This window comes from Vibrio sp. VPAP30, from assembly GCF_001188205.1.
Classification (GTDB): Bacteria; Pseudomonadota; Gammaproteobacteria; order Enterobacterales; family Vibrionaceae; genus Vibrio; species Vibrio bivalvicida.
Genome location: NZ_LBLS01000017.1, coordinates 1 through 18,580, shown reverse-complemented (window position 1 = coordinate 18,580; position 18,580 = coordinate 1). Strand labels below are relative to the sequence as shown.

Here is an 18,580-nt window from a genome sequence, read left to right as displayed (position 1 = left end):
GATAGTGTTGAAAATTGTACAAGGTGGGGCGGATTTTAACGGTCACCAGCATCAAATCGACTTAGCAACGTGCGTCAATGCGATGGGGCCGCCCATTTCAAGCATTGACGTGGCGCAAAGCCTCGAACACCATCGGCAGTTGTTGGTGCATCCCTTTCATGCCACTGACGCGTTTCTAGAAAGCTACGCGCGCTTTCTCGGCGTGGAGGCGCAGTCTTTGGTGGCGGGGCGAGGCATCACTGAGCTCATTCATAGCGTGATCCAAGTGTACGGTCGTGAGAACACCGGCTTCGTGACCCCCGACTACACCGACTTTAACTTGCTGCTTGATAAGCAAAATATCGCTGCGATCTGTGCCCCAGAGCGAGAGCGAGCCCTGAACGCTCTGGCGAAGGTCAAGCAGGCGGTGATCCTCAGCAATCCATGCAACCCAACGGGCGTCGCGATCGAAGCGTCACGACTGAGAGCCCTCTGCTTAAACAATCCCAGTACGATGTTTGTAGTCGATGAATCGTATGTAGAGTTTACCGCTGAGCCCGCTAAATGGAGCATGCTAGGCAGTGAGCTGCATAATGTGATCGTGCTGCGCTCGCCGACCAAGTGTTTTGGGATGGGGGGGATTCGAGTCGGCGCCGCTTGGACGCGGGAGCCTGCGACTCGAAAGACGTTGGCAAGCCACATCACCAAATGGCCACTGTCGACCTTCGATTCTCATTATGCGTGCGCCGCACTGGAGCGCCAGCAATGGAAGTCGGAAACCACGCAAAAGTTACTGGTTCACGCGGCGGCCATGGAAGAGGTGTTGTGCCAATTAGGGTTCGACGTGATTTCAAACTCTCCCACCCATTTTCGCTTTGTGTTGCACCCTCATCCCGCCGCCATTTTTGACCAATTACGCCAACATGGGATTTTTGTCCGAACTAAGACGGCTGAAGAAGGGGTGCAAGGATTCCGCGTGACTGCGCCAACCTGTTTAGATCATTTACCAACGCTCGAGCGTGCATTGCAAGAGGTGTTCTGTGCTGGCTGAGGTTAAAAAAACCATTGCGGCCAATATGCTGCGTTCGTTTCCTCAATCGAATCGGGGGCAAATCGGCCGTGAGTTGGAATTTCCACTGATTACAAAGAGCAAGCAACCCGGTGAATCACAACGCGTCATTGAGACCTTACTCACTCAGGGCGCGCGTCCGCTCTACAAAGATGAGCGATTAGTCGGGGCGCAGTTTGAGTTGTTCAGCTTTTGTTCTGAAGCGGGCCGCTCGACAATTGAATGGGTGTCTACGCCGTGCGCTGACCTTCATGCGTTGAAATCGCAGACTTTGCAGGCTCTGTCGACGCTCAACCAAGCGTTGGTTGTGCATGACTATCAGTTGCTTGGGCTGGGGATCCACCCCTATGAAACGCCCGGAGCCAAAGCGCGGACACCGAAAGTGCATTATCAGAGCCTCGCGAAAGTGCTCGGCCATCGCTGGGATTGGTTCACGGTGATTTGCGGAGACCATGTCCATATTGATACGTGTCAGAGGGAGTTGTTATCGATGACGTCGGCGCTTGATATGGCCATCCCGTTTGTTGTGGCCCAATGCGCCAATTCGCCGCTGAAAGATCAGGCGCTTTGTGACATCGATAGCTACCGAGAATACTATCAATTTCAGCATCGGCTAGAGCCCTCTAGACATGGCATTGTCGGCGAACCCATCACCTCAATGGAGCAACTGATTGAGCCTAGGTTTGAAGAGCAATTTCTGCTTCATCATTCTAAATGCAGCGGGACCTACTCAGCGGTAGGGGTGCCATTTTCTGATTGGGTTCGACATCACGTGGCAAGTTCCCAAGAGGTTTGGGAAGCCTTTCAGTTTCATCAACATTACACGTGGAACTCGGTGAGAGCGCGGCAAGAATACGGCACCATCGAAGTGCGGGCAGGGTGTCTGCCTCCCGAGCAATACCTCTGGCTTTATCCCGCGATCATTACAGGGCTGTCAACGTGTCATAAAGAGGTCACCGATTTGATTGTGTCGTTTCTTCCTGACAAGTCCGAGCGTTTGCAATGGTATCAAGACTGCTTGAAAGGGGGCGCGAGAGTGAAATACCACGAACTGCACCGTCAATTGGAAGCGCTGGCTCATCAGGGGCTTGAACGGCGCGGGTTAGGGGAGGAAACCATGTTGGTGCACCCTGAACTCAACCCCGCCCAGCAGTTTCGAAATGCCGTGCATAAGAGCTCATTTGACTCGGCTATTTTGGAAAGAATCTACGACTTAAATAACGTTAATTAACACAACAGAATGGATTCACTACGATGAAAATTTTGGAAATTTCGGATCTTGAAGTGCAAGAATTGGTGTCTCGAGAAGAAGCGCGCCAACAGAGTACACTCAGCATGTTGGCTTCAGAGAACATACAAACCAAAAACAGCTTATTGGCACAAAGTTCCTTGTTCGCCAACAAAACCTTGGAAGGCTATCCCGGTAAGCGTTTTCATGCTGGAGGGCAGCTAGCCGATCAGCTTGAGCTTTTGTGCATCGACAGAGCAAAAGCGCTGTTTGGTTGCCAGTACGCGAACGTTCAGGCGCACTCCGGAAGCCAGGCAAATCATATTGTTTACAATGCGCTGCTAGCGCCAGGCGATGCCGTGCTCGCGTTATCCTTAGACGCTGGTGGACATTTAAGCCACGGCGCCAAAGTGAATCAAACGAGTGCGCTGTATCGATTTCAGCATTATGGCGTCGATGACGGAGACTTGATTGATTACGCTCAGATCCAGGAGCTTGCCGATCGGCATCAACCCAAGATTATCCTCTGCGGCGGTTCATCCTATACACGAGAAATCGACTTTAGCGCGATAGCCGACATTGCCAACTCCGTTGGCGCGTACTTGTTTGTCGATATGGCGCATTTTGCTGGGCAAGTTGCGGCAGGTCGTTACAGTAATCCGCTGGAGTATGCGGATATCGCGACGACGACATTGTATAAAAGTTTAGCTGGGCCAAGAGGCGCGATTATCTTGGCTCAGTCTTCAGACATTGGGGCTCGAATCGATCGCAGTCTGTTTCCTGGGTACCAAGGTACGCCTTCAATCAACAACATTGCTGCCAAAGCGATCTGTTTGCATGAAGCGTCAACCCAAGAGTTCAAATCTTACATTGATCTGTCCATCTCGTTAGCGAAGCAATTGTGCTTCACGCTCAAGAACAGAGGGCTCGAGTTAGTGACCGATGGCACGGACACCAGCATGGTGCTAGTGGATTTGAGGCAGCAAATGATTAGCGGTAAGCAAGCCTCTGACTTACTGGAGCGATGTGGCATCATTGTGAACCATAACGTCGCGCCTAACGATACGCGCTCTGTTATGGAAGGGAGCGCTGTTCGCCTATCGACCAACGTGATGGCAAGAAGGCGGATAAAAGATGACAACGCCCAGATTATTTTTGACATCATTGCCGACGTGTTTATCAGCTTGATTCAAGAAAAACCCTTTGATTTTAAGGCAGCGAGTGAGACCGTGGCCCATATCTGTCAGCGTCACCCTGTGGCCTCAGTATTGAGTATTGAGCACATGGAGCCAGAACTCTCGGTTGTGGCTTAACCGACAAACCTACTCGGTCAGGATAGGGGCATGCCCTTGTGGATGGGCGCATTCAGTGGCTCCGAATTTCTCGTGCCCCAAGCGGCGACACGCGGGCTGAGAGCGGCTTATTTAAGCGTTGAACGATTGAGACATTCCGTAGAGCGAAATCTGATATCCGCGGTAAAAATAGAAAGGCCGATCGTAAAAGACGGCCTTTCTATATTTTATGTTGGCTTATCCAGAGTGATTAATGGCGTTTATCTCGATATTGGTTATCCATGTTATTTTTTGATAAACACCAAATTAAAATTTAATGGTGTCTTATCTGAAATCGTAATGCCACCTGCCAATTTAGCTAAGGTGGCTAAATTTTCACTTGGGATCCCAAAGTCTTTTGCACTGATCATGACCGGGGAAGATGTACTTGCGATCAGATAATGTTCCGTTGGGATGATCGTGACAGGGAAACGGAGCGTTTTTTTCACCCCATACAATTCTACGTCGACGGGAATAATCGCGTGCTGCGCGCCTGTGGTGAATAATGCGCGATCAAGGTTAGCCACGATATTCACTTTAGGAAAAAGGGCCGATTCAAAATACAGCTCTGATAGGCGAGTATCTCGGATTGAAACCCCAGTCTTAATCGTTGTGATGTCGAGAGACAACGACAAGCGGCCATCGTCTGATAATACTCCAGCTGCCGGTTGAATGGAGGCGGGCTCGATCACATACTGATTCTTGATGGTCGAAAAACTGATACTAGACAGCTTTTTATCAAGACGGTATTCATCTGAAGCGAAGGCATGTGAGCATGCAACCGTCACCAGGATGCCGAATGCGATAATTATTTTTTTCATGTTTAATTTCTCCTTGTTTGTTTTTTTTTGCGGCGAGGATGGTACCTGTTTTTCTATTATTTCTGGTCTTACCTCAAATTAATTTATGGGTAATTAAGTTCGCTTCATATTGTTATTGTTTATTAAAGGTTAAATACATTGTCATGCCAGATCAGACCGGTGCTGTGAATAACGATTATTTCTAGTGAACTTTTATGAATAGTCCTGATGGCGGGCTGATTGGGCGATGAATTTTGATTATTTTTAGATATTAATGGGTTTAGTCAACGCCATACCGGATTATCCAGACGTGAAGAACTCCATCATATAAATTCATAACTCAGCCAGGTATTCCGATCTGGGATTGGGCCGGTAAATCGAGGGGGGTCGCTCGCACTGTCGCGCAAAAACTTACTTTGCCAAAATGTGTGTTGATGCACAGAGTGAGTTGACGGAAATATATAACCTAAATCAATACTTGGGTTTCTCTCATCAAGCGCGCGCCGCGACTCTGTCCTGATTGGCGTGGGGCCGTGACTGAAACCCCGCTTGTGTGTGAAATTGCAATCAGTATCATATTCTGGCGATCGGACTTATCAAATAGGCAAAGGACATGGATGAACAATCGACATTAAAGGTGGGTGACCGCTATCAGTATGCGGGGTTTTGGTCTCGTGTGGGTGCCGCCGTGATTGATACGGTGATCCTTTGTATGCTGACGTATCCGATACTTGTCGCAGTATACGGTTGGGCGTATTTTGACAGTGACGCCGTGATCCAAGGCGGCACGGACTTCGTGCTGAGCTGGCTGTTCCCACTCATCGCAGTGCTGAGTTTCTGGGTGTATCGTCAAGCAACACCTGGGAAAATGGCCATTCGTGCCAAAATCGTGGATGCCAACACCGGTGACAAGCCGTCGTTGCGGCAGTACCTCATTCGATACCTGGGCTATATTGTTGCGACGCTCCCTTTGGGCCTTGGTATTCTCTGGGTGGCCTGGGATAAACGCAAACAAGGTTGGCACGACAAACTGGCCAATACGGTGGTGATTGGCGACAAAGAGCGCACCGCCGAGGTGGCGTTTTCTTCCAACTCAGACACCTGATTGCTTACGCTGAGTGGCGAGCGCCGCGTCTCTCATCGCTGCGTTGCCGACTCACTCTGACGGGGAGGCAGAACTTTCCCGCTGCGTGGTAACAACGCGACTTACCCCATTGGGATCATGAAATCGACAGCAGAGCGAGCGCTGTTGGACACCCTCGTTTTATTTTGTTGACGTGTTACACACGGCAATTAAAGCATTGGAACTAACCCCGTTGCTTTGCTGAAGGACGCTCAGGCGTACACGGGCCATAGATACACTAAGTAGTACAGAATATTTTGCTATTCTGTTTAGGTTATTTATCATGTCGAATACACTCAAAACGTTACTCATCGATGCGTTGGAAGCCCTCGTTGAATTGCATCATGATGATCCGATCATGCTGGCGCAAATTGACGCAGAACTTGCCGGGCGCAGCTCACGCCAGCGAAACAGCGCGCTGAGAGCCCGCATTCAAGCGCTGATTTCATCCCGTACCCTCACCGAACCCCAAGCGCCAACGCCCTTGTTAACGCCCACTTCAATGCCTTGCCAGCGCGCCTATCGTGACGCCCCGATCGCCTATCCTGAGCACTTTATGGGATCGGCGTTTGAAACGATGCGTCAGAAACTGTTAGACATCTCGGGTAGCCGCTCGCGCTTGCTCAACTTAGACCAAACAAGTCGCGCGTTTGTCCGCGTGGTCGACGAGCTGCCGGACGAACTGGCCAAACGGCTGTTATCGGAACAATCGATGCAACTGACGCCCGTGCCCGAGCCCACCTTAGATGAACTGATCGCTCATGGCTATGTGCAATGGGATGACGCGCAAGGCAAATATCTGCAAAACAAAAAGCCGCCCGAGGCGAAAGAGTGGGCGGGCTTGCTCGGGATCGACCACCAGTACACCTTGCCTATGCCTGACGCGCGGGCGCAAGACGGCAGACACAGCGACGGTTACCTGCAGTCGCTGCTGTTTGAAGCGCCATTGCATCGCGCTGTGAAAAAATTGGCGAGCGAGGCCAAAACGGCGATCGAAGAAACCGGCAACAACATCTTGTTTCTGTGTCTGGGGTTTTTGGAATGGGTGGATCAGGCAGACAGCAGCAAACCGCGATTGGCCCCTTTGTATATGCTGCCGGTCAGTATTGAAAAAGACTACCGCAAAGGGGTGGTGACCTATCACATCCAATACAACGGCGAAGACATCATTCAGAACCTGATCTTGCGTGAAAAATTGCTGCAAGAGTTCGGTCTGACGCTGCCAGATCTGGTGGATCCCGACAATGAAGATCGGTTACTGACACCGGAAGAGTACTTTGAGGCGGTGAGCGCGTTGCTGGCTCGCAAGCACAATGACGTGGTGGTGCGACAGTGGGCAGTGCGCCGCTATGCAACGCTTGCCACCTTAAGTTTGGGCAAGTTATTGATGTATCGCGATCTTGACCCGCGCAACTGGCCTGATGGCGCCGATAACCTGCTGGAGCACGATGTCATTCGCCGCTTCTTTTACGATGGTGAACTCACCGCCAGTGATGGGATGGGAGCGCAAGGCAATGGTCGTGATGACAGTTATGTATTGGATGACGTTGCGGGTCTTCACGACGATTTCCCGATGATTGAAGACGCCGACAGCTCGCAGATGAGCGTGGTGATTGACGCGTTAAACGGCAAAAACCTTGTGGTCGAAGGCCCGCCAGGCACCGGGAAATCCCAAACCATCACCAATCTGATCGCTGCGGCGCTGTCACAGAAAAAAAGCGTGCTGTTTGTGGCGGAAAAGCAAGCCGCGCTGGAAGTGGTAAAACGTCGTATGGATAAGACCGGATTGGGGGACTTCTGTCTTGATCTCCATAGCGACAAGGCAAAAAAACGTCTGGTTCTGGATGAGTTCAAACAGCGACTGTCGAATGCGCCCCATTTTCACTACTCGCACAGCGAATACGGCCGCGAGGTGGAGCGTTATGAAAGGGCACGAGAGAAGCTGCAGTGCTATGTGCAGTGGATTAACCGCGAGTGGAAACAGACCGGCCTGACGATCCATGAAATCCTCATGGGGGCGACGCGCTACCAAGAAGCGGTCTCGCCCCTCAAGTTCAGTGATGTGGCGCCTGAATCGCTCAGCGGAGACCAGTTCTCGGTGGGGGCGCTGGACGACAAGCTTGAGCAGCTCGAGGTGTTTTATGATTACTTAAGCCGCGTCAGTCAGCAATTGCCTGACGCCGGCAACTGGGCCTCGCACCCTTGGTTTGGGGTGGAGAACAAAGCCTTGTCCGGTCACGATCCTGATCAAGTCTGTCAAGTGCTGGCGCAGTGGAATGACGCCTTGATGGTCTGGCGCGATCGCTTGGTCGACGTCACTCACCAGCATCACCTGACCATTCAACCTCACCTCTCGCTCACGGAGCTCGATGCGCTGATCACGCAGTGGCGCGCTATCCCGCTGCCTCATCGTCACACCGATATCCCCGCGCTGGCCAAGCTGACCGTCAGTACAAGTGAGGCGCTGGACGCGTTTGTGGCGCAGCACCAGCAAGCTGCGCAGTGGTATGGGGAGCTCAGCGGCACCTTCACCTCAGGGCTGGTTAACGATTTGGCGCGTATTGATGAGGTGGAGGCGGCGCTGCGCGGCTTAGCGCAGTTAGGCGTGGATACGCAAACCCACTTTGATGATCTTGCGCGGGCATTAACGCAACTGGCAGAGATGATGGAGCGCCTTGGCCACATCGAGACGTCTTATCGCGAGTTGTCACCGCATCTACCAGAGGCTATCCAGCCCTTGCTGGCCACGCATTGGTCCGGGCTGAAAGAGCTGGAAACCTTTCTTTCCCTCGCGGCGTCTTTACCCGCGCAGCACCTTGGTGCGCGAGACGCGCTGTTCGACAACGAAGCCTTGCCCGAGTTTATGCGCAGCTTTGTCGAAGAGCACCACGATTTAGTGACGCAAGGTAACGCATTGGCGCAGACGTTTCTCATCGACGCGTTGCCCTGCGTTGAACTCTTACAGCAATACGCGGCTGAGCTGGCGCAAACCACGTGGTGGTCATGGCTACAGCCTTCATGGCGAGCGACCCAACAAGCGGTGCGCCAGTTTACGCGAGCCGCGACGTTTGAGCCCCATGCCATGGCCACGCAATTGAGCGCGGCGGCGGACTGGTCGGCGAGGCGCACCGGCTTTGCCGAGGATACAAGAAACAATCAACTGCTGAAACAGCATTTTCATGGCCTCGACACCGACGTCGACTTAGTGTCGACCATGGCGCTTTGGTATCAGCGGGTTCGGACTGAGTATGGGATTGGGTTTGGTCAACGCGTGGCCCTCGCGCAAGCTTTGTTCACCCTGCCGGTGGAGGTGTTTCGTGGCTTACAAAGCTTGTATGAGCACGGTTTGGTCATCGAGCTTGAAGCGCTGAGAAAAGCGCGGCAACGACTCGCGTCGGTGCTGACGTCGGTGGAGTGTTTGACGCAGTCTGAGATCGTGTTAGGCGCCGAGCCTTACCCGTTGACTCAGCTACACGAGAGCTTCTCCCACCAACTGGCCTTGTGCCAGCACTACCTGCTGGATGCTGGGTTATCGCAGTCTCAGTTGCGCACGCAAATCAAGGTGTGTCAGTCGCTGCGTGATTTGCTGGATGACATGCCGGATCATGACGTGTGTGCGCCAATTTTCTCTGAGCCGTTGGACCTCTCGGTTGTTAAGACTGGCTCAACGCCGGCTGGGCTCGAGGTGATCACGGACACATTAAGCTACGCCGCAAAAGTCAAACGGGTGTGTGGCCAGGGTCAGATCGCAGCCTTGATCCAACGCCAATCGGATCCCCAATCGATACACGCGCTGCAGGCGTTAGGAGAGACGTTGGCCCAAGAGTGGCGCCAGGTGCTGGACGCGGAAGCGCAATTTATCGCCCTGACGGGCGCGCAGCGCGCCTGTTGGTTGCAACACAGCGGTGACGGTCTCAGCGCAGTGATTGAGCGTAACCAACGCGCGCTCCACAGTGAGCAGTGGCTTGATGGCTGGCTCAAGTACTTGTTTGCCAAGCAGCGCATGGAAACGGGCGGCTATCGCTTGCTCAATCGCTATTTGAGTCAGCAGCCTCATTCAATCACGTTCGCCCAAGACGCGATGAAGTTTGCGACCTATCAGTGCCTCGCGCGGGAAATCTATCAAACTCAGCCGGAGCTGTCGCAAATGTCCGGTCATGAGCAAACGGCCCTTCAGCAGCAGTTTGCCAAATACGATGAGCAGCTTAAAGTGTGGCAACGGCGGCGAGTGGCCGCCCGCGCTGCCGATCGCCCCGTACCTGCAGGCACCCGCGGCGCGAAAGCGAGCAGTTATTCAGAGCAGGCGCTGCTGCAACGTGAGATCGACAAGAAGACCCGACACATCTCGATTCGCAATTTGGTGACGCGCGCGGGTAGAGCGATGCTCGCTCTCAAGCCGTGTTTTATGATGAGTCCAATGGCGGTGGCAAAATACCTGCCGCCAGGACAACTGGATTTCGATCTGGTGATCATGGATGAGGCGTCTCAAGTGAAGCCGCAAGACGCGTTGAGCTGCTTCGCACGTGGCAAGCAGATTGTGGTGGTGGGTGACTCGAAGCAGCTGCCGCCCACCGCGTTTTTTGAAAAGTCGCTGTCCAATGACGTAAACGCTCACGGGGACGAGACGGGGGTGATTGATGAAGCGGAGAGTATCCTCGATGCGGTGAGTGCCTATTTTGATAAACGGCAACTGCGTTGGCACTATCGTTCGCGCCATGGCAGCTTGATCGAATTTTCAAACCACAAGTTCTATCACGGCAATCTGGTGGTGTTTCCTTCGCCTTATGATCAGTGTGAGGACTACGGCATCAAGTTCCACCCGATTGAAGAAGGGCGCTTCATTAACAATGTCAACCAAGGTGAAGCGCACGACGTGGTCGCGGCGATCAAAACGCACCTGATGCAACGTCCTCATGAAAGCTTAGGCATCGTGGCAATGAACTCTAAGCAGCGCGATCTGATTGAAGCTAATCTGGAGTCCGCCATTCATCAAGATCCGAGCTTGCGAGCGGCGTACCTAGCAAACCTGAAGAGCGACGATCCCTTGTTCATTAAAAACCTGGAAAATGTCCAAGGGGATGAGCGAGATGTGATTTTTATTTCTTTTACCTACGGCCCACAAGAAGTAGGGGCGACCGACATTCCACAGCGCTTCGGCCCAATCAATGGGGCCAGTGGATGGCGCCGCCTGAACGTGCTATTTACGCGCGCCAAGCAGCGCATTCATGTGTTCAGCTCCATGACGGCCGATCAGATTGTGCTGACGGATTCGAGCAGCCTTGGCGTGCAGTCACTCAAAGGGTACCTTCAGTACGCCCAAACTGGCCAACTGATTGGTCAAGATGGCATCCAGCAAGGCCAGCCCGACAGTGATTTTGAAATTGCCGTGATGGACGCATTAGCCAAGCACGGTTTTGAGTGTGTCCCTCAAGTCGGCGTGGCGGGATTTTATATTGATATCGCGGTGCGCGATCCGGGTATGCCTGGGCGTTATCTGATGGGGATTGAATGTGATGGGGCGACGTATCACAGCAGCCGTTCGACCCGAGACCGAGATCGAGTTCGACAAGGCGTACTTGAGGGGTTGGGGTGGACCATTCGCCGCATCTGGTCTACCGACTGGTTTAAGCATCCTCATGCGGAGCTCAAACCGATCATTGAGGAACTAAAAGCTAAGGCGACAGCGGCTAAGTCTCGAGAAGAGTATGTTGGGGAAATGCAAGAGCCCTACTTTGCTGAGGCAGTGCATGAGGAGAGGTCTGAGCCAGTTGCCGAAACTTTGAAAGAGGCGTTGGTGCGATACCGAGATCAAGTGATTGCGAGGAAGTATCCGAAGACGGATCCCAACCAACGCTTATTGCGACCCGATATGATTGAGCACCTAGTGTTGGACAGGCCCATGACGCGTGAGGAGTTTTCTCTCGATATCCCAGGGTATTTGAGAGAGCACACCTGCTCGAAAGAGGCGGGGGACTACTTGGATGATGTGCTGGAAATCATTATGGATTACGAAAGCATTGAAGCGTTTTAGTGACCTGTGGAGGTTAGGAAGAAAACATCGGTTTTTGATTTTGCAATTAGCTTAATTTTAACCGTAACCTTTGACCCTAACTAATTAGGCATGTTGAAAATACAGAATGATTCGGTGTTTAAAAACAGAATTATTCTGTCTAATAACTGTTATACGATTAGTCGAGAGTATAGGAATAATGGGAAAGTATTCGGATCATTTGTCCAAAAGAATTAATACGTGGGGACCAAAAGAGGGTTATTGTGCCATTTGCAGAAAGCCCGCAAAACTGACTCGAGAGCATGTCCCACCTGCAAGTTGTGGAAATGTCAGTAAAGTTGTTGTCCGTTCACTAACTAGCTCCGAGGAAAAAAGGAACACGACTACTTCTCAAGGAGGCTTGAATTATCGTACGACGTGCTCTAGCTGTAACAATGATTGGTTAGGGCAAAAATACGATCCTGCTTTGGCTGACCTGTTCAATGAGGTTAAACTTTTGGCAGAGTCTGTTTCCAAGGGGTACTTATCATTACCGCCATGCAAAACCTACTTTGTAAGGCCGCAAAGGTTAGCGAGGTCTGTCATTGGGCATATTTTAGCAGGTAATGCTGTACATTGTTCAGCAAGACACACCGCATACACCGATGTATCAAGTAATGGCTGATTACTTTTTTGACGAGACATCCCCTTTGCCCGATGAACTCGAAATTTACTACTGGTTTTATCCTTTCAACGATATTCGCATTGCTCGAGCATTTGGGAGTAAATTTGGGGCAGCAGAGCCAATAGTTGGTGACTTACTAAAATTCTTTCCATTTGCGTTCTGGGTAACTTGGAATCAACCTAAAGACATTAACTTGATCCTAGGTAAATTGTTGCCAACTCGAGACTTATCGATTGATGAACCTTCTCAGCTAACTATAAATTTTGATAGCTATCCACCAATCTATTTTCCGGAGGCTCCTCAAGAAAATGGTATGACAGTATTTAATTCAAAAATGTTTGCGGTGGGTACAAAGTAAAAATCGTATAACAAACTGTTTAAGAGGGATTCGCAACGCGTGGCATTTTCACTATGCGTTGGTTTTAGTGTTTAAGGTGGTATGCGGCGGCTTCAGTATTGCGTTGCTCACCCCTTAACAGGGCGTTATAGCTCAGTGTTGAGTTCTCTACAAAAAGGAAATATCGTGGTGCTAAGTTTGTTCTCAAGCTTTAAGTTTTATGTTTATCTTCTGATAGTCCTGCTAGTTTCAGGGGCAATTACTTACTTGACTTATACACTTTATCAAACGGAAAAGACTCTCTCTGGCTATAAGGAGGAGAACGCTCATTTGAAAGCCAATAATGCCATTTTGAAAGGTAATTTAGAAACTACGAAAAATGCACTTGAATCAACAAAGTTACAGTACAAAAACTATATGGACCTACATTCGTTTGCGAACGAAGAAGTTGTGGATTTGAGAAGCAAAAATAGGGAGCTGGATAAGCAGGTCATAGCGTCAGAAAAGCAAATAGTATATATCAAAAAGGAGTTATCAGTTGCTGAAGAAAAACTACTCGAATATCAAGTTCCCACTGCTCTTGTTGATACTTACAATGCAGACAGCATGTACAACAACATTGCCACCCCCTGAGCCTGTAGTTATTGAAAAGGTTGTGAATGTCTATGTCACGATCCCAGAAGCACTTCTTGATGATAAATGTGGTGAACCAGCAGTCTTAAAGCATGGTGCAACGTTTGAAGATCTCTTTAACGCAGCCAATCACAACCGAATAGCAATAGAAAAGTGCCAAAACGTGATTAAGGCGATAATAAATTACAATAACCAAGCAAAGGAAAAAGCTGGTGTATAAGTGGTACTTTTGCTTGTTTGACAGTGAGCTATAACAAAGCATTTAAGAGTGATTCGCAACGCTTGGCAGTTTCGCTTCGCTCAAGTATAGCCAAGCGCCGCTCACACCTTAATGCGGCGTTATAGCGCTCGAAATTATAGACATTGGAGTAGTGTTAAAAATGATAGGTCCAACTAAGATTGGGGAGATACTGAACCCTTCAGAAATGGAGTATACGAACCAAATTTTCTTTAAAACACATACCCATTTAGAAGCTTACATAAAGAGAGTGTTACTGGTAGCCCTAAGGTTAAAAGGTGTAAAGTATGACAACAGCGTCAAGATAGTAGAAAGTACTTATATTAATACTGCAAATTTAATTGATAAAGTACTGGCACTTTTAGACACCCAAAGTCGTTCTCAAAACGATGTGCTAAATGACCTGAAATTGAAATACCCTCATTTTTTTACATGTAAAGATTTAGTCTTAACTTTTTCATCTGTTTACAGGAATCGATTGGCTCACGGAACAATATCTGAATTGAAAGACCCTGAATTACTTAAACTTCTTTGTCAGACAAATTATGCTTTTTTTCAGTCGTTTGAAGATTTGCTGAAGCTAGAGTATTTACATTCAGCTCTTGAAAAGCCCAAAGATTGGGGGGCTGGTCGGGGGAAAAGTGAGGCTATAGAAACGACAGTGAAGAGTCTTAAACTAGGCAGCATAGTAAAAGAACCAAAGTCGAAATCACAAGTGGAAAAGTTACTCGGCTCAACGCCTTATGTAAACGCGCTATAACGAACAATTTAAGAGTGATTCAGCACGCTTGGCATTTTTGGTTTGGGTTAAGTTTAGTGTTTATGGCGGTCAAATTAAGTGTCGTGGTAGCGTGCTTCACACCTTAATTGGGCGTTAGGCTTTTAATCGAAAGAGATAAATATGAAACCTTGGAAGAAGTACCAAGAAGATACAGCAGCTTATTTTCGGTCTATAGGCTTGGAAGCAGAAACGGATGTCACTGTTAAAGGAGTGCGAACCTCTCATGATGTGGACGTGCTAGTAACGTCTCATTTTCATGGTTTTGATGTGATATGGGTGGTTGAATGTAAGTTGTGGCAAAAACCCGTTAATAAATTGCATGTACTTGGTTTGCGTGAAATTGTGGCAGATATTGGCGCTGATCGAGGTATATTGCTATCTGAATCGGGCTTTCAAAGTGGTGCAATAGAAGCTGCGAACATGACCAATATTCAAGTCACTTCACTAGATGAAGTCCGTGAGTCATCAAGTAGTAGCGTTTATGCTCTGAGGTTACGAGAGTTATTCGATCGTGTAGTTAGCTGCAAAGATCGCTATTGGGAACTGTCTAAGGAGCAACGAATTGAGTACGGGCTAAGACCAGCATATGGTGAGCACAACTATTTCGGTGATGCCTTGATTAAAATGTGCATGGATGTTTTATCAAGGGCTTTCCGAAATGAGTATCCTTTTAAATCTGAAGAGCTCTATGTACTCACCCTTTTTGGTGACGCAAAAATATTTTCTTCACCCAAAGAAGTGGTTGATTTAATGGACAGACTAATATCTGAGTTGGAGCTTAAACTGGATAAATGTGAGCAAAACGTAAGACAAGCCTAACAACAATTTAAGCAGACCCTCAACGCGTGCAATTTTCAGTTTGCAGTCAGTTTAGTGTTTACGGTGTCATGCAGAAACAATCGTTGTGCGTTGCGGGCTACTTAATCGGGCGTTAGTTTTTTTATTCAAGTAATGAGGTCGATAAGTGAGTAGTAACTTAGACAAAATGACAATCTTCAGAGCTAAACCCTCTGTTAAAAGCTTCGCGGCTATATTTGATATATCTACAGAGCCTTTACCCAGATTTACGTATCAAAGTAATGGCTATGAGATAGAGGGGATCGTAAAGTACGCCGATGTAGGTGGTACATCTAAAACGGAAGCTGATTACCCTTGGATGGTAATGCTTAATAACCTTAGCGAAGATCTAAATCTTAAATTTTCAAATACAAATAAGTCACCTTCAGCTGTTTTATGTTTGAAAATAACTCGTGATGTCGATGACATATTGTTCTATGTATTAACTTTTGGTATGCATACTTCTAGATTTATAAACTCAGATAAGTTAGTAAGTGATTTTGGTATAAAAGTCGCAATGAACATATGCGACCATAATAATCTTAAAAAAGTTAACACTACAACGCACTCATCTGTATCGACATTAACAGATCGACAAGCTAGTAAAGGTGCCAATTTAGAAATATTTGACATAAATGATGAGAAAGAATTTTTCAGATCCATTACTGGTTCAACGTACGATAATTATCCATATATAAAGTCATTTTCAGGAAAAAGTTCCATTACTGTAAATCTAAAAAAAGGAACTAGTGTAACCGATGATGGAATAGTTGATATATTGCTAAGTTTGGAAGAAGCCTACGATCTAGAGTTATACAAAGAAAAATTCCCTTCTTATGGTAGGCTTGATTATGTAAGTGATGAAGATGAAATTGATAGATTAAACGGTGTTTTGTTTGATCTTCTGAAAAATAAAGATTTTTCAAATATTCATTTATCGCCAAGCAATATATTGGATGAAAATGTTTCCTATTTCTTATATAAAGATCCTGAAGCGTACGAATTTGTTGATAAATTCGATGACCTCAATATATCCGATCTTATTTCTCAAAATCAAAATTTTAATCAGAAATCTTCCATTAAAACCGTCTTGAACTGGAAAGTGTACTATGTGAATACTTCTGATGAAATATTCACGATGAGGGCATATAACTGTATAAATTGTGAGCTTGAAGATAATGGAATTACCTATATATTAAGTTCTGGTACATGGAGGAATGTTAGTTCAGATTTCAAGTCTGAAGTTGAGTTATATGTAAAAAATAACATCAAAGATAAATCTGATGATTATCTTCCGAATGATATTTCGATTCACTGTATAGTCGAGGAAAATGGCAAAGACACAGTAAAGTATAAGGAGGAAATTTATAACTCATATGTCGCGGAAAATGATGATAATATATATTTGTTTGATAAATCGAAAATTAATATAGCTGGTCAAAAGAGATACGAAATATGCGACTTACTACATAGGGATAGAGAGCTGATCCATGTGAAAGTATTAAAAAGTGGTACAAACTCATTAAGTCACTTGTTTGTGCAATCTAGATTCTACACAGATGCATTTGTAAAAGATATTGACACTAGAAAGTCTATGATTGAGTTCATCAATAATAATGATAACACAGAGAATGTTGGTAAAGACAAAGATGCATTTCTTTCAATTGTTAAGGAAAAACGGTTTGAGCTCCAAGAGTCAACATTTTCAGTTTTGCTTTGTATATTAACGTATACAAAAGATAAAAAGGTTGATGACTTGCCTTTTATGGCGAAGTATGAGCTTGCAAATACCCACAAATACCTCATCAATGAGCGAGGTATTGAGTTGGCATATGCTATAAGACTTGTTAACAAAAAAAACTAACAAACAATTTAAGAGTGATTCAGCACGCTCGGCAATTTTGGTTTGGGTCGGATTTCGTGTTTACGGTGTTCCTATTGAGTGTCGTGGTTGCGTGCTTCACACCTTAATTGGGCTTTATATTCATTCGGAGGTAACATAAGATGTCTTTAGATGTGGCATATTCTATTGAAATAGATGATTTTATCGACCCAGATAAGGCATATGAGCTTTACTGGTCGGGAATGCTCGAAGACAAGAGAGCATTTTTGTGTCCGGGTACAAACTGTTCAGCTAATGTTACTTGTGCAAACCTTGATAAAGATACTAGCTCACTAAAAGTAGTGCCTCATTTCCGAGTGTTTGGCTCTCACACCAAAGGGTGTGAAGTTTCTAGAAATGTACCTCTGAAGCTACAGTACGCAGAGCCATCAACGCAAACAGCGATTCATAAAACGCTTGATACTTCAATCGTAGACACATTCTTAGAGAAAAGACCTGAATCGTATTACGACCATTATAAAACTAATAGCCGCGTTAAAAACGCCAAAGTACGAATGGTTAACATACTGAAGTCTAAAGCTGAAAGGCAACTGAAAGAAATTGGTGTCACTAGTAGTATCTATTCGGTAAGGACAGTTGTTAGTAGGTATGCTAGGTACAAGAAAGATGGAACTTTAGAACTACGCAGACTAAATATTGCGGGTAAAGATAAACCTTACACAAGCCTTTTTAGTAAAATAGAAAATCAGATAGTTTCTGACTTGCCGCAAATGCCTTCTATTTATCACGGTTGGGCATTTATCAATAGGTTACCATCAGGTCACGGTTACCAGATAAAATTCAAGAAAAAACTAAAGGGTAATAGCAGCGACAAAGAGTTCACCACCACGGTTATGATTGGTGACCGGCTAATTGAACATTACAAGATGAAAAAGTTGGTAGCAAAAAGGATTGAGAAGCTTTATAAATCTCCGAACCCGACTGCTTATGTTTTTATCTATGGTACGCCAAGAGTTAACGAACGAAATGACAGGTATGCAAACATCGACATTACAAATTTAGACATGATCGATATTTGTCTTGAAGACCCTTGGGCAAAATGAATATAACAATCTGTTTAAGAGCGATTCGCAACGCTCGGCATTTTTGCAATGCGTTGCGTTTAGTGTCTAAGGTGGTATGCGGAAGCTTCGGTATTGCGTTGCTCACACCTTAACAGGGCGTTATAACCAAAAGGATTTCGAAGTTGAATCAGCATAAATACATAAAACTGTTAGAGTTCGCAGTTAAGCAAAATTCAAGTTATTGCATGCAAGACGGCTTGAAAGCGGCGAATATGACAGAAAATGAGTTTCTTAATATCCGAGATAGCTTATTTATAAATGCTCAGATGATCGCTCCACCTCCAACAATGAGTCAGGTTTATGACTGGAGGCTTCGTCCAGAAGCCGTGTTTGGTTATCTAGGATTCAAGCAGTATGAACATGCGCAAAAATCATCAAAAACTGCTATGTATGTAGCGTCAGCGTCACTCATTATTGCAGTATTGACACTGGCTGTTACAACTTTGGGGATTTGGTCTTAGTATCAAGTTTGAAGTGCGACACTTGCTACAGATGCGCATGAATATACTCCGTTGGTGTCCTATACCCAAGTCTTTTGCGTGGGCGCGTATTTAATTTGTGTGCAATTTCATTGCAGAGCTTC

The 18,580-nt window shown here is 47.0% G+C and carries 14 protein-coding genes; 13 read left to right on the top strand and 1 reads right to left on the bottom strand.

The genetic code is table 11. From position 1 onward, the window contains the following. The first annotated feature begins 4 nt into the window (after positions 1–4). The 3 genes from ZX61_RS06060 to glyA are packed head-to-tail and all read left to right on the top strand — an operon-like array spanning position 5 to position 3,589. Positions 5–1,030, top strand: coding sequence for an aminotransferase class I/II-fold pyridoxal phosphate-dependent enzyme (locus ZX61_RS06060; protein ID WP_049843816.1), 1,026 nt, complete (start codon positions 5–7; stop codon positions 1,028–1,030). Further along, positions 1,020–2,279 (top strand): glutamate-cysteine ligase family protein, encoded by a 1,260-nt coding sequence (locus tag ZX61_RS06055; protein ID WP_049843815.1) that lies wholly within the window; start codon positions 1,020–1,022, stop codon positions 2,277–2,279. The genes ZX61_RS06060 and ZX61_RS06055 overlap by 11 nt, the downstream gene beginning before the upstream one ends. Before the next feature lie 23 nt (positions 2,280–2,302). Further along, complete coding sequence (glyA, locus tag ZX61_RS06050) at positions 2,303–3,589, top strand: serine hydroxymethyltransferase (RefSeq protein WP_049843814.1); 1,287 nt, start codon at positions 2,303–2,305, stop codon at positions 3,587–3,589. A gap of 263 nt (positions 3,590–3,852) precedes the next feature. Here the strand turns inward: glyA and ZX61_RS06045 are convergent, their stop codons facing one another. Then, positions 3,853–4,428, bottom strand: a complete 576-nt coding sequence (locus tag ZX61_RS06045) for a YceI family protein (RefSeq protein WP_004747979.1) — start codon at positions 4,426–4,428, stop codon at positions 3,853–3,855. A gap of 592 nt (positions 4,429–5,020) precedes the next feature. Between ZX61_RS06045 and ZX61_RS06040 the strand changes: the two genes are divergently transcribed. From ZX61_RS06040 to ZX61_RS05995, 10 genes are all read left to right on the top strand, one after another. Then, entirely contained in the window at positions 5,021–5,512 is a 492-nt protein-coding gene (locus tag ZX61_RS06040) for an RDD family protein (RefSeq protein WP_049843813.1), read from the top strand. 301 nt (positions 5,513–5,813) lie between these two features. Beyond that, the gene (hhe, locus tag ZX61_RS06035; RefSeq protein WP_049843812.1) at positions 5,814–11,561 is read left to right on the top strand and encodes a DUF4011 domain-containing anti-phage protein Hhe; all 5,748 of its coding nucleotides are present in this window, start codon (positions 5,814–5,816) and stop codon (positions 11,559–11,561) included. Between the two features lie 584 nt (positions 11,562–12,145). Next, the gene (locus ZX61_RS06030) at positions 12,146–12,562 is read left to right on the top strand and encodes a hypothetical protein (RefSeq protein ID WP_049843811.1); all 417 of its coding nucleotides are present in this window, start codon (positions 12,146–12,148) and stop codon (positions 12,560–12,562) included. Between the two features lie 165 nt (positions 12,563–12,727). Further along, positions 12,728–13,174 carry a hypothetical protein gene (locus tag ZX61_RS06025; RefSeq protein ID WP_049843810.1) on the top strand — a complete coding sequence of 149 codons (447 nt, stop codon included), beginning with the start codon at positions 12,728–12,730 and terminating at the stop codon, positions 13,172–13,174. Positions 13,175–13,196: 22 nt separating this feature from the next. Further along, positions 13,197–13,394 (top strand): hypothetical protein, encoded by a 198-nt coding sequence (locus tag ZX61_RS06020; protein WP_045967301.1) that lies wholly within the window; start codon positions 13,197–13,199, stop codon positions 13,392–13,394. A 160-nt stretch (positions 13,395–13,554) separates the two neighbouring features. Continuing rightward, the gene (locus ZX61_RS06015) at positions 13,555–14,172 is read left to right on the top strand and encodes a hypothetical protein (RefSeq protein ID WP_049843809.1); all 618 of its coding nucleotides are present in this window, start codon (positions 13,555–13,557) and stop codon (positions 14,170–14,172) included. A gap of 141 nt (positions 14,173–14,313) precedes the next feature. Beyond that, the gene (locus tag ZX61_RS06010) at positions 14,314–15,012 is read left to right on the top strand and encodes a restriction endonuclease (RefSeq protein WP_049843808.1); all 699 of its coding nucleotides are present in this window, start codon (positions 14,314–14,316) and stop codon (positions 15,010–15,012) included. A 145-nt stretch (positions 15,013–15,157) separates the two neighbouring features. Further along, positions 15,158–16,894, top strand: a complete 1,737-nt coding sequence (locus tag ZX61_RS06005) for a DUF6119 family protein (RefSeq protein WP_049843807.1) — start codon at positions 15,158–15,160, stop codon at positions 16,892–16,894. Positions 16,895–17,034: 140 nt separating this feature from the next. Beyond that, a complete protein-coding gene (locus ZX61_RS06000; RefSeq protein WP_049843806.1) occupies positions 17,035–17,976 on the top strand; it encodes a hypothetical protein in 942 nt (313 codons plus the stop codon). 143 nt (positions 17,977–18,119) lie between these two features. Then, positions 18,120–18,458: a hypothetical protein gene (locus ZX61_RS05995; RefSeq protein ID WP_049843805.1), complete on the top strand. Its 339-nt coding sequence runs from the start codon at positions 18,120–18,122 to the stop codon at positions 18,456–18,458. Positions 18,459–18,580: the final 122 nt, after the last annotated feature.

Coding starts and splice junctions, on each gene's coding strand:
- ZX61_RS06030 (WP_049843811.1), top strand. CDS start 12,146: ATGCTGTACATTGTTCAGCAAGACACACCGCATACACCGATGTATCAA.
- ZX61_RS06040 (WP_049843813.1), top strand. CDS start 5,021: ATGGATGAACAATCGACATTAAAGGTGGGTGACCGCTATCAGTATGCG.
- hhe (WP_049843812.1), top strand. CDS start 5,814: ATGTCGAATACACTCAAAACGTTACTCATCGATGCGTTGGAAGCCCTC.
- ZX61_RS06045 (WP_004747979.1), bottom strand. CDS start 4,428: ATGAAAAAAATAATTATCGCATTCGGCATCCTGGTGACGGTTGCATGC.
- ZX61_RS06015 (WP_049843809.1), top strand. CDS start 13,555: ATGATAGGTCCAACTAAGATTGGGGAGATACTGAACCCTTCAGAAATG.
- glyA (WP_049843814.1), top strand. CDS start 2,303: ATGAAAATTTTGGAAATTTCGGATCTTGAAGTGCAAGAATTGGTGTCT.
- ZX61_RS06000 (WP_049843806.1), top strand. CDS start 17,035: ATGTCTTTAGATGTGGCATATTCTATTGAAATAGATGATTTTATCGAC.
- ZX61_RS06010 (WP_049843808.1), top strand. CDS start 14,314: ATGAAACCTTGGAAGAAGTACCAAGAAGATACAGCAGCTTATTTTCGG.